The sequence below is a fragment of the Mesorhizobium sp. B3-2-1 genome, from assembly GCF_006439515.1.
Classification (GTDB): domain Bacteria; phylum Pseudomonadota; class Alphaproteobacteria; order Rhizobiales; family Rhizobiaceae; genus Mesorhizobium.
Map to the genome: position 1 here is coordinate 1 of NZ_VFTI01000027.1, position 19,716 is coordinate 19,716.

A 19,716-nucleotide genomic window follows, 5' to 3' on the forward strand; every position below is an offset into this window, starting at 1 on the left:
AAGCGATCCGATCAAATCATCTTCAGCCAAAACCTTGCAAGCAGGGGGCCGTCCACATATGAGCACCGGAAGCGCAGAAGTCGGCATCAAGCGGCCAGCATCACGAATTTAGTGACGGGATTTCAGGCGCAGACGCGATTGCGGCCTTGCCTCTTGGCTTCGTAGAGCTGGCGGTCGGCGCGGCGATAGAACTCCTCCGCCGTTTCCTTGCGGTCCCAGACGGCAAGCCCGACGCTGGTCGTGATCTTGAGCCGGACATTGTTGCCGGAGAGGATCGACATGTTGGCGATCGCCTTGCGGATGCGCTCGGCGAATTTGGCCAGAAGGTCCGCCTCCATATTGGGCGTGACAACGGCGAACTCCTCACCGCCCAGGCGCGCCACGACGTCGTGATAGCGTGTCATGTCCTTGAGGCAACTGGCGACCGCCCTGAGCACCTCGTCGCCGACATCGTGGCCATGCGTGTCGTTGACCTGCTTGAAATGGTCGAGATCGAGGATCATCAGCCCGACCGGCTTTTCGATGCGGCGGAACTCCTCGAGATATTCCTTCAGCGCGTCATCGAAATAGCGTCGGTTCTGCATGCCGGTCAGGCCATCGGTCAGGGCGGCGTGCTCGAGCGTTTCGGAGCGGGCGCTGAGCGAAACCGTCATGGCGCGAAGTTTGCCTTCTTCCGTCGCCTGTTTGCGGATCAGCGGGTAGATGAAGAAGACGCCGAAAAACAGCGCGGTCGCAAGCAGCACGCCCGTCGCGAACAACAGCTTGTTGAGGTAGATGACCTTGTCCAGGCCCGACTGCGTATGGAGTTCCGGGGCAAAGGATTGCAAGAGCCCATAGGAGTGCAGCGTCACCAGGCCGGCAGCCAGGATCACGAAGATGAAGACGAAGAAAGCGGATTCCGCCTTGTGGAAACGCATCTGCTCCCCGATGGAAAAGTACCCCAGGACCTTATGGCATGGACCGGCTTACGGAGCGTTAATTCCGGCAACTTCGGCGGGAACCTTGCCCTCAAGATCAACTTTTCAAGTTGCATTAGCAACAAGTGTTTGGATCGTGGTTTCGAAATTGTCATCGGGGCGCAATCTTCGCCATTCCGGCCCCAGCTGATGTCGAAACCAGGTCGCCTGCCGTTTGGCATACTGCCTGGTCGCGATCTTGGCGCGCTCGATCGCCTCGGGAAAGCTCGATTGCCCTGCCATTGCGGCCTGCAGCTCGCGAACCCCGATCGCCTTCATCGCCGGCAGGTCTGGATCCAGATGAAGGGCCGCAAGCTGCTTGACTTCCTCCAGCGCGCCCTTGTGCAGCATCCGGTCGAAACGTCTTTCGATGCGGTCGACCAGCGCAGCCCGATCCGGCTCGATGACCAGGAAATGCGCGCTCTGCCTGTCGATCAGCGGCCGGCCGCGCTCGGCCTGCCATTCGAGGATCGACCGGCCGGACGCGTCGAGCACCTCGAGCGCCCGCACGATGCGCTGGCTGTCGGTCGGCTTCAACAGCATGGCGGCTTTCGAATCCTCGTGCAGCAGGATGCCATGCAATTTGACCGCGCCGTGCTCCTTCAATTCATAGCGCCAGCGGTCGCGTATCCGCTGCGGGATATCAGGCATTTCCGAAATGCCCTCGGCCAGCGCGCGAAAATAAAGGCCTGTGCCGCCGACGAAGATTGGCCGCCGCGAGAACGCTTCGTCAGGCCGTTCGAAGAACGTGCCGTCATCGATGAGTTTCAGCACGTCGCGCAGCCAGGCACCGGTCGAGTAGGCGGAGCTGGGATGGACATGCCCGTAGAGAAAATGCGGCGCTCGTGCGAGCTCGGTCGCCTCCGGCCGGGCGGTCAGAACGTCGAGAACCGAATAGCCCTGCATGGAATCGGTGTTGACAATGACGCCGCCTGTGCGTTCGGCCAGTTCGAGCGCCAGCGCCGACTTGCCGCTGGCGGTTGGCCCGGCTATCAGGATCGCGTTCTTCACGCGGCCTTTGCCCGCATCCGTCCCGGAATTCTCGATGCCGCTCATTGCCACGCTTGTTTCCCATCCCGCTGACCGCGCTCTGTCGCCGTCGCTTGCGAATATGGCCTCACGGTCGGTGGGCGCAAGCGCTGTCATCTGGCTGGCCGAGGGGATTGCCTGCGATCTTGCCTTGCCGCCAGTGGCGCAGGCTGATGAAACGATTGCAAACCTTCGTGCCGCATTGGCCGTCGAGCCCATCGACGTGGTCGTCCAGCAGGCCGAAACACGTCGCAAGAAAATCCTTCTCGCCGACATGGATTCGACCATGATCGACCAGGAGTGCATCGACGAACTGGCCGACGAGATCGGCGTCAAGGATCACGTGGCCGCCATCACCGCGCGATCGATGAATGGCGAGATCGCCTTCGAGCCGGCGCTGCGCGAGCGCGTGGCACTGCTCAAGGGTCTCGATGCCGCCGTGGTCGAGCATATCGTCGCCAATCGGCTGACGCTGGCTTCGGGCGGCCGCGCGCTGGTCCAGACCATGCGCGCCAACGGCGCCTGGACGGCGCTCGTCTCGGGCGGCTTCGAGGTGTTCACCACGCGCATCGCTGCGATGCTTGGCTTTCAGGAAAACCGCGCCAACAGCCTGCTCGACCAGGATGGACGCTTCACCGGGCTGGTCGGCGAGCCGATCCTCGGCCGCGCCGCCAAGGCCGAGGCGCTGCTCGAAATCTGTGCGCGCCTTGGCCTGACGCCGGCCGATGCCATCGCCGTCGGCGACGGCGCCAACGATCTCGACATGATCCGCCTGGCCGGCACCGGTGTCGCGCTCCATGCCAAGCCTAGCGTCGCGGCGCAGGCAAAAGTCCGGATCGACCATGCCGACCTAACCGCGCTGCTCTATCTGCAGGGCTACAGGAAGGAAGAATTCGTGCAATGAAACCAATCCGTACCGAACGCCTGATCCTGCGCAATTGGGAGGATCGCGACCGCGAATTGTTCCATCGCATCAATTCCGACGAACGCGTGATGGAGTTCTTTCCGTTCCGCCGCGTCCGCGCTACCGCCGACGCCATGATGGATGAGTTCCGATCCTGGATCGCCGAGGACGGCTATGGTTTTGCCGCCGCCGAGATCGCGGCCACCGGCGACTGCATCGGCTTCGTCGGCCTCCTCGAAACCGATCATGTACCCTCCCTGCCGGCCGGCACGATCGAGATCGGCTGGCGGCTGGCACCGGAATACTGGGGCAAGGGCTACGTCACCGAGGCGGCGGAGGCCTGGCTCGCCTACGGCTTCGAGACGCTGGGCGTCAACGAGATCGTCTCCTTCGCCGTGGCCGACAATCATCGCTCCACCGCCGTCATGAAACGCCTCGGCATGAGCGCCGACCCGACCAGCGACTTCGACCATCCCGACATTCCCGACAGCCACCCCGCGCTCAAGCGGCATGTGTTGTACCGGCTGTCTCGCCAAGATTGGCAGGCGAGAAAAAGGGCGGCTCTCTAACCGCCCCTTCCATCAAAATCAGATTTTTGCAGGCCCTACCGGATCAATCCATCCGGATCGTCACGAATCTGAGCTCACCGGTCTTCGAAGCCAGCATCAGCAGCGCGTTCTTGCGCCCCTGCTCCTTCAGGGCGCCAATCCGGTCCATGACGTCCTTGGGCGTGGCGACCGATTCCTGCGCGATCTCGGTGATCACTTCGCCCGGCTGGATACCGCGTTCGGCGGCGGCGGAGTCCTTGGCAACATCGGTGATGACGACGCCGGAGACATCGCCGGCGATGCTGAACTTCTTGCGCGTCTCGTCGTTGAGTTCGCCGACCGTCATGCCGAGCACCGCGGCAGTCGAGACGGCCGGAGCCTTGTCGCCGCCCTTGTTCTGGTCGGTGTTGCCATTCTCGCCGCTGGCGAGCTTCTCGCCATCCTCGAGCCGCCCGAGAGTCACCTTCACCGTCTGCTCGACGCCCTTGCGCACGATCAGCACATCGACGGCCTTGCCGACGGGGCTTTCAGCGACGACGCGCGGCAGGTCGCGCATTTCATGGATGTCCTTGCCGTCGAACTTGATGATGACGTCGCCGGCCTGGATGGTGCCGTTGTCGACAGGCCCGCCCTTGATGACGCCGGCCACCAGCGCGCCCTTGGCGGTCGTCATGCCGAGGCTTTCCGCGATGTCGTCGGTCACCGGCTGGATACGCACGCCGAGCCAGCCGCGCCGCGTCTCGCCATATTGGCGCAACTGCTCGACGACGCCCGCGGCGAGTTGCGAGGGAATGGAGAAACCGATGCCGATCGAGCCGCCGGACGGCGAAATGATCGCGGTGTTCATGCCGATGACCTCGCCGGCGCTGTTGAACAGCGGTCCGCCCGAATTGCCGCGGTTGATCGCCGCGTCGGTCTGGATGAAATCGTCATAGGGACCGGAATTGATGTCGCGGTTGCGCGCCGAGACGATGCCGACCGTGACCGTGCCGCCGAGGCCGAACGGATTGCCGACCGCCATCACCCAGTCGCCGACGCGCATCTTGGTGGAATCGCCGAATTTCACCGCCGTCAGCTTGTGGCCTTTCGGATCGACTTTCAGCACCGCGACGTCGGTCTTGGTGTCGGTGCCGACCAGGGTAGCCTTCAAGGTCACGCCATCGGAAAAATTGACCTCGATGTCGTCGGCATCGGCGATCACGTGGTTGTTGGTGACGACGATCCCTTGCTCGGCGTCGATGACGAAACCCGAACCGAGCGATTGCACCTTCTGCGTCCCATTGTCCTTGTTGCCGCCGCGGTTCTTGAAGAAGTCATCGAAGAAATCCTGGAACGGCGAGCCTTCGGGCAGCTGCGGCATCGGCACGGCGCCCGGACCTTCGGTGCCCTTCACCGTCTGCGAGGTCGAGATGTTGACCACCGCGCCGAGCACGCCTTCTGCCAGGTCGGCCACCGAGGCAGGTCCATCGGCGGCGAATGTCGGCGTCACGAAGGACGGAACGGCGGCGGTGCCCAGGACAAGCGCTGCCGCGCCGGCGACCAACGTCCGTCGAGCGGCGCGCAAAAGGGTGTTGGATGTCATCGAGAAGCCTCCCGGCATTTCTGAAAGAGAAAAGCGCTTCGACGAAAACGCCGTGTTGCGCCATGATGGCAAGAAATACGGCACGTTTGCGGCTATGGCTATCGGCAGAGTGTAAATCGAGCGTTATTCCGCAAACCGCCCGCCTCTACCCGCCTCGGATCAGCCAGACGACGCCGACACCGATGGCGATCGCCACCAGCCCGCCAATCCGCAGTGCATTCTCCGGCATCGACAGCACTTCGCCCGCGAGTTTCCTCGCAAAGCCGGGGAAGCCGCCGTAGACCAGGCCCTCTATGACGAGGACCAGGCCTATCGCCGCGAAGAAATCCTGCACCGGCCTTTACTGGCCGGTGCTGGGTTGTGTCGTCGGCGCGGCAGGTGCCGTCGTCGGCGCAGCAGGTGCCGCAGCTGGCGCGGCGGGGGCCGGCGGCTTCGCCGGCCCTTCCTTGCCGTCGGGATCGCGGAAGAAGCGGAAGAACTCCGAGCTCGGCGACAGCACCATCGTCGTCCCGGTGTTATCCAGCGCGGTGCCATAGGCGTTCATCGACCGGTAGAAGTCGAAGAAGGCCGGATCACGCTGATAGGCTCCCGCGAAGGTGGCGCTGCGCTGGGCTTCGCCCTCGCCGCGCAGGATCTCGGACTCCTTCCGCGCTTCGGCAACGATCTCGACCACTTCACGATCGGCGCGCGCGGTGATGCGCTGTGCCGCTTCGTTGCCGCGTGCCCTCAGCCGCGCAGCCTCCGCCAGGCGTTCCGCCTTCATGCGGTCGTAGGTCTGCTGCGAGACTTCGGCCGTCAGATCGGTGCGGCGGATGCGGACGTCCTCGATCTGCAAGCCGAGCGACGTGGCGTCGGGCCTGAGCTGATCGCGAACTTCGCGCATCATCACGGCACGCTCTTCGGAGAGCGCGGCCTCGAAATCGCGCAGACCGTAGACGCGGCGCAAGGCAGCGTCGAGACGCGTCCTGAGCCGCGCTTCAGCCAGTTCGATCTGACCGGACACCGCCGCACGGAAGACGCGCGGATCCGAGATGCGGTAGGCGATGAAGGCATCGACCTCGTAGAACTTGCCGCCCGACACCTGGACGCGGATGTTGTCGAGATCGAAGCGCAGCACCCTGTTCTCGATCAGTTGCACCGTGTCGGCGTCGAAGAACGAGAACGGCGCCTTGAAGTAGATGCCGGGTTCGGTCTTGACGTCGACGATCTCGCCGAAGCGCAGCACCAGCGCCTGCTGGCGCGCATTGACCACGAAGACCGAGGAATAGATCAGGAACAGGATGACCGCCACTACGACGACGAAGATGGGAAGACGGTTGGCCATCACTGGGTACCTCCCGTTTTCGCAGCGGGCGCAGCAGGCGCCGGCGGTTTCGGCTGCAATGCGGGCAGCGGCAGATAGGGCACGACACCTTGTCCGTTGCCCTGTTCGACGATGACCTTGCTCGAGTCCTTCAGAACCCTCTCCATGGTTTCCAGATAAAGGCGTTTGCGCGTGACATCCGGTGCTTTGACATATTCGTCATAGACCGAGATGAAGCGCTGGGCCTCACCTTCGGCTTCCTGCACCACACGGTTCTTGTAGGCGGCCGCGTCTTCGCGGACCTGGGCCGCCTCGCCACGCGCCTGGCCGAGCTTCTGGTTGGAATACTGATTGGCCTGCTCGACGAACTTGTCCTCGTCCTGCTCGGCGCGCTGCACCTCGTCGAACGCGTCCGCAACCTCGCGTGGCGGTGCCGCATCCTCGATGGAGACGGCATTGACCTGTAGGCCGGCCTTGTAGCCGTCCAGCGTCGTCTGGATGATCTCGCGCACCGAGGCGGCAATGCCCTGGCGGTCGTCGCGGAAAATGTCCTGCGCCGGCCGGCGGCCGACGGCTTCGCGCATGGCGCTTTCGGCAACCTGCCTCAGCATGCCGTCCGGGTCGGAGACATCGAACAGGTAAGCGCGGGGATCGGAGACCTGATAGGCAACCGAAAACTGTACATTGACGATGTTCTGGTCGCCCGAAAGCATCAGGCCGTTGCCGCTGGTATTGCCACCGCCAATGTCTACGAGCTGCTCTGAAATCTTGGCCGTCTCGACGGTCTCGAGCGGCCACCAGTGGAAGTGCAGGCCTGGCTGGGAAAGCTGGGCCTTCGGCTTGCCGAAGCGCAGTTCGACCGCGACCTCGTCGGGCTGCACGGTATAGACCGCCTGGAAGGCCCACAAAACGACCAGCACCGCGGCGATCAGCCCGAACACGGCCGGACTGGCGCCACCGCCGCCGGGCAGCACGCGCCTCAGCCGATCCTGGCCACGGCGAATGATGTCTTCGAGGTCGGGAGGCGACCCCTGCGGGCCGCTCGGCCCCTTGGGTCCCTGCCCCCAGGGTCCCTGATTGTTGCCGCCGCCACCCCACGGGCCGCCGCCTCCGCCACCTTTGTCGTTCCAGGGCATGAATGTCCTTTCGCTTGGAATTCCCTCAAGCGCCGCAGTTACGGCGCAAATCCAGTGTCGTTCTTCTATAGGGACGCCACGGCACGCTTTCAACGCGATGCCTGTCGACTTCATCCGTTTTGGGCCGGTAGCGACCCTTTGTCGTCCTACAATTGCGTTTTTGCCTTCAAACCATCTCGCGGCGGCGCTCGTAAACCGTATAGCGCGTCGCGTGGCTGTCCTTTTCTCCTGATGGAACCTCCTGCGAACCGACCACGTGCCATGTATCAGGGTCGATCGGCGGGAAATGCGCATCGCCGTCGACGGCGGCCAGCACATGGGTGACGTGCAGACGGTCGGCCAGCGGCAGCGCCTGGGCATAGATCTCGCCGCCGCCGATGATGCAGACCTCGTCGACGCCTATCATGCAGCGTCCGCGCACGGCGGCCAGTTGGATCGCGGCTTCCAGAGTATGTGCCACCTCGACGCCCTCGGCGCGCCAGGCCTTGTCGCGCGTAACGACGATGTTCAGCCTGCCCGGCAGCGGCCGGCCTATGCCTTCATAGGTTTTGCGGCCCATGATGATCGGCTTGCCCATCGTATCGGCCTTGAAGCGCTTGAGGTCGGTGGAGAGCCGCCAAGGCAACCCGCCGTCCCGCCCGATCACGCCGTTCTCGGCAATGGCGACATAGATCGCGACATGCATCAGTTTGCGTCCCCGCCATTGCTGTCAGATGGTTCGAGCAGCAGGATGTCGATATCGTGCTCGGGATAGAAATCGTGCGCCGTCATCTCGAAACTCGTCGGCCCGACCTTTTTGACGTTGTCGCCGCAGAACGAGACCAGGGCTTTTGGATTGCCCTTGTCGACGGTCAGCTTGAACTTGCCGATGGTGCCCGCCGCCCAGTTGCCACCGGTGGTCAGGATATAGGCGATGCGGCTTTCGTAGAATTTGGGATAACCGTCCGGATTGGCCTTCGCCGCCTTGCGCACCGCATTCTCGAAGGTGTCGTCCATGCAGTAGCGGGTCTTGTAGGCTGCGTATGAGCCCTGGAACTGGCCCTCATTGAAAAAGCTCACCGACGACGTGCCGCCGACACTCGGCTTGTAGCGGTGCGAGACGTGAACGTCCTTGTTGGCCGGAAAGGCCGAGCGCCACCAATAGGTCGAGCGCAATTGCCAGAACGGCGCATAGCCGGGTTTTTGGCCACTCTCGGTTTCCGGATCCTCGATGATGATGCCGCGGTCGACCAGTCGTCAGCCACCGTTTGCGGCAGCTTCGCCAGCGCCGCCTTGGCGGCGTCGCCGAACGGATTGAAGGGTACGTTTTGCGCCTTCAAATCGGCGCTGATATCGATGCCGAGCGCGAACACCTTCTGCTCGAGTTGCGGCTTCGCCGGCGCGCCGTCGATCGTCACCTCGAAGCCGAGGAAATTATCGCTCTGGTTTTCGGGGATCGCCGGCATCTCTTCGGGATCGCCCGAAATGTCAGGCATCGGGAAGGCGACGATCGCCTCGACATCCTTGTCGGTGTTGTTGTGGAAGACGTAGTCCACCGTCACCTTTTCGGGCGAGATGAAAAGATCCTCGCTTTGCATCGCCACGGCATCGCTGCGCGACAGGATCAGGCCGCCGGTGCCAAGCTCGGCAACCGAATCATTGGCGATTGCCGGCGCCGCCGACAGGGCCAGCACGGTGGTCAGGACATATCGCAGCATGAAAGCCTCCTCGGCGAGAATGCCCGCGGGACCCTAGCCGTTTCAACGCGGCGTTTCAAAGTCCTTCCGCGTCAGTGTTCACGCATGCGGTCTGGACACGCGTGCGGTCTGGACACGCATGCGGTCTGGACACGCACGCGGTCTGGACTAACAGGTTACGATCGGGCAGGAGTTCGCGCCATGCGCAAGCTTCTCGTCATCGGCATCGGCGCCGGCAATCCCGACCACATGACCGTCCAGGCCATATCAGGCCTGAACCGGGCGGACGTCCTGTTTATTCCCGACAAGGGCGCCGACAAGACCGACCTAGCCAACCTGCGGCGCGAAATCTGCGACCGCTTCGTCACCAACCCGACCTCACGCAGGGTCGAGTTCGACGTGCCGGTGCGCGCTGAACCAACGTCTTCCTATCGCTCGACCGTCGACGACTGGCACGAAGCCATCGCCGCCATCTACGAGGGACTGATCCGCGACGAGATTGCCGCCGATGGTTGCGGCGCCTTCCTGATCTGGGGTGATCCCTCGCTCTACGACAGCGCCTTGCGCATCCTCGAGCGCGTGCGCCTGAGGGGCAATGTTGCCTTCGACCTGGAAGTCATCCCCGGCATAACGGCCATCCAGGCGCTGGCCGCCAGCCACAAGACGGCGCTGAACCGCATCGGCGATCCCGTGCTGATCACCACCGGCCGCCGCCTGGCCGAGGAAGGCATGCCGGACAATGCCGGCAGCGCCGTCGTCATGCTCGACGGCAAATGCGCCTTCAACACGCTCGCGGACAAGAACCTTTTCATCCAATGGGGCGCCTATCTCGGCACGCCGGACGAGATCATCATCTCCGGCCGCCTCGGTGATGTCGGCGCCGAGATCGAAAAGCGCCGCGACGAAGCCCGCCGGGAAAAAGGCTGGATCATGGATACGTATTTGCTGCGGAAGCAGGAAGAATAGGCAGTAGGCAGTAGGCAGTAGGGAAGAACACTAGACGCGCGTCAGATATGATTCGGAACAAAGATCTCTGCCGGCCAGAAATTGGACTAGGTGCCCTACTGCCTACTGCCTATTCCCTTACTCCCCTACCCCGCTTCAATCTCCGCCTGCAACGCATCCATATGAGTCGCTGCCGCGGCGGTCGCTGCGCGCTCGATGGCGCGAAAACGGCTGACCACCGCCAGGCCGACCGTCGTCAGTTGCGCGCCGCCGCCCTTGTGGCCTCCGGTTTGCGCCGAGACCAGCGGCTTGCCGAACACCCGGTTCATGTCCTCGACCAGATCCCAGGCGTGCTTGTAGGACATCTCCATGCCGCGCGCGGCTGCCGAGATCGAACCGAAGGTGGCGATGTGCTCCAGAAGCTCGACCTTGCCAGGGCCTATCCGTCCGTCCGGATCGAGATTTATCCGCAAGCTCAGCGACGGCATCTTTGCTCCTCCGCGATCGCTTCAGCTTAGGCGACCGTTATTCCAAAACAATATAGCGGCGATCACCGCTGCTGTCAGCCGTCGACCACGAGCGGCAAGCCGGCGCCGGTGTTCGCTCGGTCGAAGCTCACGGTCTTCACCACCGCAAAGACCTTGCCGCCGAGCCGCAGCTCAAGCACCTGCCGCGACTGTTCCGTGATGCGGGCCAGCACGGTTGCGCCGTTGCAGTTGATGCCGACTTCGACCGCTGGGCCCTCGCCCGGGCTGATCGCGACGACCGTGCCGGGCAGGATGTTGAGCGCGCTGAGGCCGGTCGGTTTCTCCGTCGCGATCATCACGTCGCGAGCGCGAATGCGGACACGCACGGGAGCCCCGGGCTTCATTGCAAGGCGCGGGACGCGGATCTCGCCGGCGGCCGAGCCGAGCACGGTCATGCCGAAAGTCTCGTCGTGACGCAGCACCGTGGTGTCCAGCACGGCGCCACCCTCGCCGCGCTCTTCGGCTGGCAACAGGTCGAGCCTTCGCATGACAGCCTCGGTCGGGCCGCTGGCGGTGACCTTGCCCTGCGCCAGCATCACCACGTCGCTGGCCAGCCGCGCCACCTCGGCAACCGAATGGCTGACATAGACGATCGGGATCTTCGTTTCGTCGCGCAGCCGTTCGATATAGGGCAGGATCTCGGCCTTGCGCGCTTCGTCGAGCGAGGCCAGCGGCTCGTCCATGAGCAGTAGCCTCGGGCTGGCAAGCAATGCCCTGCCGATCGCCACGCGCTGTTTCTCGCCGCCCGAGAGCTTTGCCGGTCGCCGCCCGAGCAACGGGCCGATGCCGAGCAGTTCGACAACACTGTCCATGTCCGCGTAGCGTTCCGCCGCCGGCGTGAACCAACGGCCGTAGTGCAGATTGCTCTTCACGCTCATATGCGGAAACAGGCGCGCATCCTGGAACACCATGCCGACGCGGCGCTTGTGCCTTGGCACGAAAATGCCGGCACCGGTGTCGACAAGCACCCGGCCGTCGACCTCGATGCGTCCCTTGTCCGGCCGGATCAGTCCCGCGATCATGTTGATCAGCGTCGTCTTGCCGGAACCCGACGGCCCGAACAGCGCCGTCAGCCGTCCGGCGCTCTCGAAGTGGGCGTCGATGGCGAAATCGCCAAGCCGGTGGCTAATGTCAACACGGACGCTCATTCGATGTCCATCCGCCGCCCGACCCGCCGCGCCAGCACTTCCGAGGCGACCAGTGCCGCCATCGAGATGACGATGGAAATCAGCGTCAGCCGCAGCGCCCCTTCATCGCCGCCCGGCACCTGGGTAAAGGTGTAGATCGCCGTCGGCAGCGTCTGCGTCTCGCCAGGAATGTTGGAGACAAAAGTGATCGTCGCGCCGAACTCGCCCATCGCCTTGGCGAAGGCCAGGATGGCGCCGGCGATCAGCCCGGGCAGGATCAGCGGCAGCGTAATGGTGCCGAACACCCACAAAGGGTTGGCTCCGAGCGTTCCCGCGGCCGCCTCCATCTTTCGGTCCACCGCCTCGATCGACAGCCGGATCGCGCGCACCATCAGGGGAAAGCCCATGACACCGCAGGCGAGCGCCGCACCCGTCCAACGGAACGAGAAGACGATGCCGAAATGTTCGGCGAGGAATGCGCCGGCCGGGCCGCGCCTGCCGAAAGTCAAAAGCAAGAGATAACCGGTCACCACGGGGGGCAGGATCAGCGGCAGATGCACCAGCCCGTTGAGCAGTGTCTTGCCCCAGAATTCCCCCCGGGCAAGCAGCAGCGCGATCGCTATGCCCGGCGGCAGGCTGGCGAGCATCGCGGCCGTCGCCACCTTGATCGACAGCCGGACCGCATTCCATTCGTCGGGAGTGAGGTCCAGCAGCCAGGTCATCTCGCGGTATCGGGGCCTTTCGAACTCAGTTGCTCGGCGTGAGCACGGTAAAACCCTGTTCCCTGAAGAGCGCACCTGCCTTGGCGGATTGCAGGCACTTCAGGAAGGCTGGCGTATCCTTGTCCTTCGAATCGGCGGTCTGGGCAACCGGATAGATGATCGGCGGATGCGAATCCTCGGGGAAGGTGCCGACCACCTTGACGCCCTTTTCGGCGTGCGCGTCGGTGGCATAGACGATGCCGAGGGCCGCTTCGCCGGTTGAAACCAGCTTGAGCGCCGCACGGACATTTTCGGCCTGCGCCACCTTGCCCTCGACCGAGGACCAGACGCCGAGCGATTCCAGCGCCGCCTTGCCGTACTTGCCGGCCGGCACCGCCTTGAAGTCGCCCATGGCGAGCTTGCCGTCGCCGACTAGCCTGGCGAGGTCGAAGCCCTTCTCGATCTTGGCTTCGACCGTCGAATCCTTCGGCGCCACCAGCACGATCTCGTTGCCGAGCAACTTCACTTCCGTATCGGGCTTGGTCAGCTTTTTGTCGGAGAGATATTTCATCCAGTCGAGGTCGGCCGAGATAAAGACGTCGGCCGGCGCCCCGCCCTCGATCTGCTTGGCCAGCGCCGAACTAGCAGCATAGGAGACGGTCGCGGCCCCGCCGACATCGGCCTCGCAGGCCTTGTTCACCGCGTCGAGCGCGTCCTTGAGGCTGGCTGCCGCGAACACCACGACCTTGCCTTCCGCGTGCGCTACCGGCATTGCTGCCATCAACGTCGCCGCAAAACCGCCAATGGCGATCGCTTTCAACCCGAAACCTCTGCGCGTCATCGAAAACTCTCCCTGGGTCTGAAATCCGGTCGGCTCAAGCCTCCAACCGATATATCCGCATGGATATAACAAGGGAAGGCCTGCGCTGCTGGAACTCATCTGGTCGAATGAGGCTCGTGGACGTCCTCAACGGAACGATCACCGAAATCGTCAAGGGAGCCACCTCCTCGCATGTCAGAATCGACATCGACGGCGGCGCCATCGTCACCGCCTCGATCACCAACGAAGCCGTCGCCGACCTCGAGCTCGAAAAGGGCAAGCAAGCCTATGCCGTGGTGAAGGCTTCGGACGTGATGGTCGGCATCGACTGAAAAGCCGCGGCTCAGACCGCGATGGGCGCCTTGATCGACGCATCGGCGACATAGTTTTCCAGCCGGAAATCCTCGAAGCGGAAGGCAAACAGGTCCTTCACCTCTGGGTTGATCCACATCGTCGGCAGAGCCCTCGGCGTGCGCTGCAATTGTTCGCGCGCCTGCTCGAAATGGTTGGAGTAGAGATGCGCGTCGCCGAGCGTGTGGACGAAATCGCCCGGCTTCAGCCCGGTCACCTGCGCCACCATCAGCGTCAGCAGCGCGTAGGACGCGATGTTGAACGGCACGCCGAGGAAGATGTCGGCGGAGCGCTGGTAGAGCTGGCAGGAAAGCCGGCCCTCGGACACGTAGAACTGGAACAGGCAGTGGCAAGGCGGCAGCGCCATGGCTTCCACCTCGGCGGGATTCCAGGCCGAGACGATCAGCCGCCGCGATTGAGGATTGCGGCGGATCTCCTTGAGAAGATTGGCGATCTGGTCGATCGAGCCGCCGTGGCCGTCCGGCCACGACCGCCACTGCTTGCCGTAGACCGGACCAAGGTCGCCATTCTCATCGGCCCATTCATCCCAGATCGAAACGCCGTGGTCGGTCAGGTATTTGATGTTGGTGTCGCCGGCCAGGAACCACAGGAGTTCATGGATGATCGACTTCAGGTGCAGCTTCTTGGTGGTGGTGACCGGAAAGCCGCGCGCCAGATCGAAACGCATCTGGTAGCCGAAGACGGAGCGCGTGCCGGTGCCGGTGCGGTCGCCGCGATCGGCGCCGTTGTCCAGCACATGCTGCAAGAGGTCGAGATATTGGCGCATCGGTTCCGGGCTCGATTCGAGAGTGTGGGTATTATAGCTGCCGAGCGGGCTGCCGAACACACCAAAAGGGGATGAGGCGTCGCTTGCCCCCATCACTCTTCAAAGGTTAGCGCTGCCCCTCACCTGCCTGCCGGCATCCTCTCCCCGTATAGTGACGGGGAGAGGGACGCTATCGTCCGTGAATTCGCCAATTGTCAGCGATAAATACACGTCGAGGCTGCGGCCAGCCCATTTCTCCCCGTCACTATACGGGGAGAAATGCCCGGCAGGGCAATGAGGGGCGGCGCCTACATCCGGCAAGTAGCAGAATCGACACTGAAGCGACGCATTCAGCCACCAGTGTCGCCATGCCACCAAATCCTTAGAGGGAACCGAGCTTGCCCAGGTCCTTGGCCACCAGATAGTAGAAGGTCACGCGGTTCTTGGTGTTGTCGGCGTGCATCGCCTTGCAGGTCTTCTCGATCGCCGCGTCGGCTTTCGGCCCGTCGCTGACGCCGAGCTTCTTGGCCACCCAGTTCTCCTTGACCCGTGCCAATTCCTTCGGGTCCGTGCAGGACACCAGCGAGGAGTCGCGGTTCCTCAGCGCAATGCCCAGATGCTTGACGATCTTTTCGACCGCGTCGGCGTTTGCCGCGGCGTCATATTTCTTCACATCCGCAAGATAGTCGGCCATCAAAATTCCCCTCGTCGGCGCCACGGATCCGATCGGCGAGGGCTGTGGCGCGCTTCGCAACTTATGCGCTAGGTCGGTAACTCCTCACCGCTCGCAAAGCTTCGGTTGAGACCGCGCCCAAGTCAACCCTCGGCGTCGCGATTTGACACAGGGACAAAGCGCCATTGCGGCCTTTCATTTCCACGCGACGCACCCTATATTCGCTTCGTCGGCTTGACCGACTATGGCGATAAATGGGCGATGAAATAAGCCGTTCGGACCCGGGGGCGGTACCCGGCGCCTCCACCAAAAGCCGCTGTTTAAGACGGAGCGGTTTTTGCTGGGGGCGAAATAGGATCGACGAAGGTGTAAAGATCGTACTTTTGCCCGGCATTGTACCACCGTTATCGGGCTAAACTTATAGTTGCCAACGACAACTATGCGGAAGCACGTCTCGCTGCTTAATGCAGTGCGATAGCTTCAAATCAAGCCCTAGGGGTTCGCACTTCTAGGCGGGGTTCGGAGGTACCTGGCAACAGAAACCTCCACTTCTCCCCCTTCAATTTGCGTCACGCACAACGGCTGCCACCGTCGAGACTTCGCACGGTCCGTAGGCCGCGAAGCCGCTGCGGCGCGTGCCTCTTTCTCCACCGATGAAAAATGCAAAACGATTCCGATCGATTCTTCGTGCTGACGGGCGGCCCGGGCTCCGGCAAGACCACTCTGATCGAAGCCTTGCAGCAGGCGGGCTTTGCGACATCCGTCGAGGCCGGACGCGGCATCATCCGCGACCAAACCGCCATTGGTGGAACCGGCCTGCCCTGGAGCGATCGCGCATTGTTCGCCGAACTGATGCTGTCTTGGGAGATGCGCTCGTACCGTGCGGCCCGCGAGCTGGCCGGGCCGGTCTTCTTTGATCGCGGCGTGCCGGACACGATCGGCTATCTCAGGCTCTGCGGCTTGCCGGTGCCGGGTCACCTCACCAGTGCCGCCATGGAATTCCGCTATGCGCGTCGCGTCTTCATCGCCCCGCCATGGCCGGAGATTTTCACCCAGGACGAAGAACGCAGGCAAACGCTCGACGAGGCCGAGCGCACTTGCCGATCGGTGGCAGGCGTTTACGCCGAACTCGGCTACGAATTGGTGGCCTTGTCGCTCGCGCCGGTCGCGGAGCGCGTGCGTTTCCTACTCGACGCTGCTGGATTGCCGCCGACATCACGGACATGAAGAGGCGGACAGATCTGACCTTTCATGCGCGTTGTTGGAACCAGGCGATACCTTATGGATTGAGCCGACATCTTGGAGATCGGACACATGGCGCTCAAGCGGATGGACAATGTGGGAATCGTCGTCGAAGACCTCGGAGCGGCGATCGATTTCTTTCGCGAACTCGGCCTCGAGTTCGAGGGGCGGGCCACGATCGAAGGAGAATGGGCCGGACGTGTCACCGGGCTGGGCGATCAGCATGCCGAGATTGCCATGATGCGCACACCCGACGGCCACAGCCGGCTGGAGCTCTCCCGCTTCCTCACGCCGCCTGTCGTCGCGGATCACCGGAACGCCCCGGTCAACGCCCTGGGCTACCTTCGCGTCATGTTCACCGTGGACGACATCGACGATACGCTTGAAAGGCTCGGCACGCGCGGCGCTGAGCTCGTGGGCGAAGTGGTCGAGTACAACGACGTGTATCGGCTCTGCTACATCCGCGGGCCTGAAGGGCTCCTCATCGGCCTCGCCCAGGAACTCAACTGAGCACCGTCAGCAGCCAGAGGGCAGTCGTGAACCCAAGAGCAAACGCCGGATCTGCACCGGGTTAAACGACTGCAGCCTGTGTCGTCCGCCGTGCCTCCGGCACAAAAAAGGCCGGGATCGACCCGGCCCTTCCTGGTTCATTGAGGATTTCCTATTCCGCAGGCGCCTCGACCGCTTCCCGCGAACGGCCAAGCGTGGCCTTGGCCAGTGCGAACGATGTCACCGCGCACAGCGTGATGCCGGCGACCATCGGCAGCGGCGTGCCGTCGAAAAACACGCCGGCGACGCCCATGGCGAGTGCGCCGATGGCAAAGTGCAGTGTGCCCATCAGCGCCGACGCCGTGCCGGCGATCTCGCCATGCTCTTCCATGGCCAGCACCGACGTGGTCGGGATCACCAGGCCGAGGAAGCCGTAGCCGACGAACAGCAGGGCCGCCATCACGTCGAGCCGGTCGACACCCGTCGCCATGACGGCGAACAGCACAACCATCGTCGTGGCATAGCCGGTCACCGCCACCCACACCACGCGCTTCAGCCCGAACCTCTCGGAAAGCAGGCCGGTCAGTTGCGACATGCCGATGAAGGCAACCGCGTTGATCGAGAAGAACACGCTGTAGACCGAAGGCGACAGCCCGTAATGGTCGATCAGGATGAAGGAGGAACTCGACAGATAGACGAAGAAGCTCGCAATGCCGAAGCCGGCGATCGCCACCAGGCCAAGGAAATTCCGGTCGCCCATCAGGAAACGGTAGCCGGCAAGCGCGGTGCCGAAGGAGGACCCGACCCGTTCTTCCGCCGGCCGCGTCTCCTTGAGTGAGGTCGCGAGCAGGATGGTGGCAAGCACCGCCGCGCCGGTCACCGTCCAGAACACGGCGCGCCAGCCGAAATTCTCGATGATCTGGCTGCCGGTCAGCGGCGCCAGGATCGGCGACACCGAAAACACCAGCATCAGCAGCGACATCAGCTTGGCCGCCTCATTGCCGGTGTGCAGGTCGCGCACGATGGCGCGCGGAATGGCCATGCCGGCGCTGGCGCCAAGCCCCTGCAGGAAGCGGAAGGCGATCAGCCACTCGATGGTCGGCGCCATTGCCGAACCGATGCCACCGGCCATGAACAGCGCCAGGCCGCCATAGAGCGGCAGCTTGCGGCCGACCATGTCCGAGATCGGCCCGACGACGATCTGGCCGAAGCCCATCGACAGGAAGAAGATCAGAAGGCTCATCTGCACGGCGGCGGTGCCGGCATGCAGATCGGTGCCGATCGACGGCAGCGCGGGCAGATACATGTCGATGGCGAACGGGCCGATGGCGGACAACAGGCCGAGCACGACCGCGATGCGGAGGAATTTGGGACTCATGATATTGGCTTCTTTCGAATCTGGTTGCCGTCGCCAGGCGACGTCTGACCCCAGGACGTTCCATCCCGTGGAATTCCGACTCCTGGAGCGAATTTATTCGTCCCTCTGGAGCGAAATCCCCTTATATCGTGTCCACAAATTTAGACAGCCTTGTCTAAATCGTCAATCACCTCTATATAGATTTTCATGAGACCGGGCGTTTCTCCTGACATTTTCCCGCCACGCGGCCATGAGGCCAAGCGTCTGTCGATCGTCGACGCCGCCGCCGGTGTGTTCTGCCGCGAGGGCTTCGCCGGCGCCAATATCGACCTGATCGCGATTGAGGCGGGCGTGTCGCGCCAGACCGTCTACAACCACCATGGCGACAAGGAAAAACTGTTCATCGCCGTCGTGCGCGACCTGACCGAGCGCTGCAACGCCGGCATTTTCGCCACCATCGCCACCTTCCCCGATCAGCCCGGCGATCTCGAAGCAGACCTGATCGGTTTTGCCGTGCGCCTGAACCAGAACTGCATCTGCAATCGCGACGGAAAGTTCCTGCGCAAGCTGATCCAGACCGAGGGCGAGCGCTATCCCGAACTCTTTGCCGAATGGCGCGAACAGGGCCCGGGCCGGACATGGCCGGCAATCGCTGCCCGCTTCGCACGCCTCGCCTATGGCGGCCACCTCACGATCGACGATCCCGACGTCGCGGCACGCCAGTTCCTTGGCCTCGTCAATGCCGAATTGCAAACCACCTTCATGCTTGGCGGCACGCCGCGCGAGGACGAGGTGGTGCAATCGGCAACCAACGGCGTGCGCACCTTCCTGCGCGCCTTCGGCAAGCGCCCTTCCCCGGCCAGCGCGAAAAAGCACACCACGCTGGCTAACGCATGACATTTGCGGTTGCGGCGAAGCCGCCTTGCCGATCAAATCGTTGGCAATAGTCTTCGCTTCGGTGCGGCGGCGGTCTATATCAGGTTTACGCCGCGCTCAAGCTTGATTACAGCTATGCGGACGATTCAACGGAACCCGACCAACTCATGGCCGACGACCACATCCGCTACGACATTCTGGCCCAGGAGGCGTTGCGCGGCGTCATGCGCAAGGTCCTGGCCGAGGTCGCGCGCACCGGCCTCCCCGGCAACCATCATTTCTTCATCACCTTCCTGACCGGCGCGCCCGGCGTGCGCGTCTCGTCGCGCCTGCGCGAGCGCTATCCCGAGCAGATGACCATCGTCATCCAGTTCCAGTATTGGGACCTGAAGGTGACGGACACTGGATTCGAGGTCGGTCTCTCCTTCTCCGACGTGCCTGAGAAACTCGAGATCCCGTTCTCGGCCGTGCGCGGCTTCTACGATCCTTCGGTCAATTTCGAACTCGAATTCGACGTCAAGACCGATGCGCAGCCCGACGGGGAACCGGCAGCACCGGCTCCCGAGCCGCTGACCATCGTCTCCGAGAAGAAGCCGAAGGCCGAGAAGAAGGCCGCAGCCGAAGCGGAGAAGAAGCCCGCCCCTGCCGATGCCGGCGCCAAGGGCGCAGAAGTGGTCTCGCTCGACGCCTTCCGCAAGAAATAGGCTT

23 protein-coding genes, 1 other RNA gene and 1 pseudogene are annotated in these 19,716 nt (G+C 63.2%); 10 read left to right on the forward strand and 15 right to left on the reverse strand.

Going from position 1 to position 19,716, the window contains the following annotated elements:
- Window positions 1-122: 122 nt before the first annotated feature.
- Both FJW08_RS24190 and miaA read right to left on the reverse strand, forming a co-directional pair.
- Complete coding sequence (locus FJW08_RS24190) at window positions 123-917, reverse strand: GGDEF domain-containing protein (RefSeq protein WP_140758093.1); 795 nt, start codon at window positions 915-917, stop codon at window positions 123-125.
- Between the two features lie 105 nt (window positions 918-1,022).
- The gene (gene miaA / locus FJW08_RS24195) at window positions 1,023-2,012 is read right to left on the reverse strand and encodes a tRNA (adenosine(37)-N6)-dimethylallyltransferase MiaA (protein ID WP_140812592.1); all 990 of its coding nucleotides are present in this window, start codon (window positions 2,010-2,012) and stop codon (window positions 1,023-1,025) included.
- On the opposite strand from miaA, the gene serB reads away from it, so the two are divergent.
- Window positions 2,002-2,889, forward strand: a complete 888-nt coding sequence (serB, locus tag FJW08_RS24200; RefSeq protein ID WP_140812593.1) for a phosphoserine phosphatase SerB — start codon at window positions 2,002-2,004, stop codon at window positions 2,887-2,889. The genes miaA and serB overlap by 11 nt on opposite strands.
- The gene (locus FJW08_RS24205; RefSeq protein WP_140812594.1) at window positions 2,886-3,458 is read left to right on the forward strand and encodes a GNAT family N-acetyltransferase; all 573 of its coding nucleotides are present in this window, start codon (window positions 2,886-2,888) and stop codon (window positions 3,456-3,458) included. The genes serB and FJW08_RS24205 overlap by 4 nt, the downstream gene beginning before the upstream one ends.
- A gap of 43 nt (window positions 3,459-3,501) precedes the next feature.
- On the opposite strand, the gene FJW08_RS24210 is transcribed toward FJW08_RS24205, so the two are convergent.
- The gene (locus tag FJW08_RS24210; protein WP_140812595.1) at window positions 3,502-5,019 is read right to left on the reverse strand and encodes a DegQ family serine endoprotease; all 1,518 of its coding nucleotides are present in this window, start codon (window positions 5,017-5,019) and stop codon (window positions 3,502-3,504) included.
- On the opposite strand from FJW08_RS24210, the gene FJW08_RS33315 reads away from it, so the two are divergent.
- Window positions 5,009-5,134: a hypothetical protein gene (locus tag FJW08_RS33315; protein ID WP_263489008.1), complete on the forward strand. Its 126-nt coding sequence runs from the start codon at window positions 5,009-5,011 to the stop codon at window positions 5,132-5,134. The genes FJW08_RS24210 and FJW08_RS33315 overlap by 11 nt on opposite strands.
- A 30-nt stretch (window positions 5,135-5,164) precedes the next feature.
- Here the strand turns inward: FJW08_RS33315 and FJW08_RS24215 are convergent, their stop codons facing one another.
- From FJW08_RS24215 to FJW08_RS24235, 5 genes and pseudogenes are all read right to left on the reverse strand, one after another.
- Window positions 5,165-5,353, reverse strand: a complete 189-nt coding sequence (locus FJW08_RS24215; RefSeq protein WP_140758098.1) for a DUF2065 domain-containing protein — start codon at window positions 5,351-5,353, stop codon at window positions 5,165-5,167.
- A 6-nt stretch (window positions 5,354-5,359) separates the two neighbouring features.
- Window positions 5,360-6,343: a protease modulator HflC gene (locus FJW08_RS24220; protein WP_140758099.1), complete on the reverse strand. Its 984-nt coding sequence runs from the start codon at window positions 6,341-6,343 to the stop codon at window positions 5,360-5,362.
- A complete protein-coding gene (gene hflK, locus FJW08_RS24225; RefSeq protein WP_140758100.1) occupies window positions 6,343-7,458 on the reverse strand; it encodes an FtsH protease activity modulator HflK in 1,116 nt (371 codons plus the stop codon). The genes FJW08_RS24220 and hflK overlap by 1 nt, the downstream gene beginning before the upstream one ends.
- A 166-nt stretch (window positions 7,459-7,624) precedes the next feature.
- Complete coding sequence (locus FJW08_RS24230) at window positions 7,625-8,143, reverse strand: dihydrofolate reductase (RefSeq protein WP_140812596.1); 519 nt, start codon at window positions 8,141-8,143, stop codon at window positions 7,625-7,627.
- Window positions 8,143-9,155, reverse strand: a pseudogene (locus FJW08_RS24235) (DUF4424 domain-containing protein). The gene FJW08_RS24230 and the pseudogene FJW08_RS24235 overlap by 1 nt, the downstream one beginning before the upstream one ends.
- A gap of 180 nt (window positions 9,156-9,335) precedes the next feature.
- On the opposite strand from FJW08_RS24235, the gene cobF reads away from it, so the two are divergent.
- Entirely contained in the window at window positions 9,336-10,100 is a 765-nt protein-coding gene (gene cobF / locus FJW08_RS24240) for a precorrin-6A synthase (deacetylating) (protein WP_140812597.1), read from the forward strand.
- Window positions 10,101-10,225: 125 nt separating this feature from the next.
- On the opposite strand, the gene FJW08_RS24245 is transcribed toward cobF, so the two are convergent.
- The 4 genes from FJW08_RS24245 to modA form a co-directional block, all read right to left on the reverse strand.
- On the reverse strand, window positions 10,226-10,567 hold the full coding sequence (locus tag FJW08_RS24245) for a winged helix-turn-helix domain-containing protein (protein ID WP_140758104.1): 342 nt from the start codon (window positions 10,565-10,567) through the stop codon (window positions 10,226-10,228).
- A 74-nt stretch (window positions 10,568-10,641) separates the two neighbouring features.
- Window positions 10,642-11,754 carry a molybdenum ABC transporter ATP-binding protein gene (gene modC / locus FJW08_RS24250; protein ID WP_140812598.1) on the reverse strand — a complete coding sequence of 371 codons (1,113 nt, stop codon included), beginning with the start codon at window positions 11,752-11,754 and terminating at the stop codon, window positions 10,642-10,644.
- The gene (gene modB / locus FJW08_RS24255) at window positions 11,751-12,455 is read right to left on the reverse strand and encodes a molybdate ABC transporter permease subunit (protein WP_140812599.1); all 705 of its coding nucleotides are present in this window, start codon (window positions 12,453-12,455) and stop codon (window positions 11,751-11,753) included. Before modB ends, modC begins: the two co-directional genes overlap by 4 nt.
- A 25-nt stretch (window positions 12,456-12,480) precedes the next feature.
- The gene (modA, locus tag FJW08_RS24260; RefSeq protein ID WP_140758107.1) at window positions 12,481-13,275 is read right to left on the reverse strand and encodes a molybdate ABC transporter substrate-binding protein; all 795 of its coding nucleotides are present in this window, start codon (window positions 13,273-13,275) and stop codon (window positions 12,481-12,483) included.
- 107 nt (window positions 13,276-13,382) lie between these two features.
- Here modA and FJW08_RS24265 point away from each other — a divergent pair, with 107 nt between their 5' ends.
- On the forward strand, window positions 13,383-13,586 hold the full coding sequence (locus FJW08_RS24265) for a TOBE domain-containing protein (protein WP_140812600.1): 204 nt from the start codon (window positions 13,383-13,385) through the stop codon (window positions 13,584-13,586).
- Window positions 13,587-13,597: 11 nt separating this feature from the next.
- On the opposite strand, the gene FJW08_RS24270 is transcribed toward FJW08_RS24265, so the two are convergent.
- A complete protein-coding gene (locus FJW08_RS24270) occupies window positions 13,598-14,392 on the reverse strand; it encodes a thymidylate synthase (RefSeq protein WP_140768817.1) in 795 nt (264 codons plus the stop codon).
- A 361-nt stretch (window positions 14,393-14,753) separates the two neighbouring features.
- On the reverse strand, window positions 14,754-15,065 hold the full coding sequence (locus tag FJW08_RS24275; protein WP_140812601.1) for a DUF2853 family protein: 312 nt from the start codon (window positions 15,063-15,065) through the stop codon (window positions 14,754-14,756).
- Between the two features lie 168 nt (window positions 15,066-15,233).
- On the opposite strand from FJW08_RS24275, the gene ssrA reads away from it, so the two are divergent.
- From ssrA to FJW08_RS24290, 3 genes are all read left to right on the forward strand, one after another.
- Window positions 15,234-15,594, forward strand: a transfer-messenger RNA (tmRNA) gene (ssrA, locus tag FJW08_RS24280).
- Between the two features lie 110 nt (window positions 15,595-15,704).
- Complete coding sequence (locus FJW08_RS24285; RefSeq protein WP_140812602.1) at window positions 15,705-16,271, forward strand: AAA family ATPase; 567 nt, start codon at window positions 15,705-15,707, stop codon at window positions 16,269-16,271.
- An 87-nt stretch (window positions 16,272-16,358) separates the two neighbouring features.
- Window positions 16,359-16,796 carry a VOC family protein gene (locus tag FJW08_RS24290; RefSeq protein ID WP_140812603.1) on the forward strand — a complete coding sequence of 146 codons (438 nt, stop codon included), beginning with the start codon at window positions 16,359-16,361 and terminating at the stop codon, window positions 16,794-16,796.
- A gap of 151 nt (window positions 16,797-16,947) precedes the next feature.
- On the opposite strand, the gene FJW08_RS24295 is transcribed toward FJW08_RS24290, so the two are convergent.
- Complete coding sequence (locus FJW08_RS24295; protein WP_140812604.1) at window positions 16,948-18,153, reverse strand: multidrug effflux MFS transporter; 1,206 nt, start codon at window positions 18,151-18,153, stop codon at window positions 16,948-16,950.
- Between the two features lie 186 nt (window positions 18,154-18,339).
- Between FJW08_RS24295 and FJW08_RS24300 the strand changes: the two genes are divergently transcribed.
- Both FJW08_RS24300 and FJW08_RS24305 read left to right on the forward strand, forming a co-directional pair.
- A complete protein-coding gene (locus FJW08_RS24300) occupies window positions 18,340-19,029 on the forward strand; it encodes a TetR/AcrR family transcriptional regulator (RefSeq protein ID WP_140812605.1) in 690 nt (229 codons plus the stop codon).
- Between the two features lie 146 nt (window positions 19,030-19,175).
- Window positions 19,176-19,712, forward strand: a complete 537-nt coding sequence (locus FJW08_RS24305; RefSeq protein ID WP_140812606.1) for an SspB family protein — start codon at window positions 19,176-19,178, stop codon at window positions 19,710-19,712.
- Window positions 19,713-19,716: the final 4 nt, after the last annotated feature.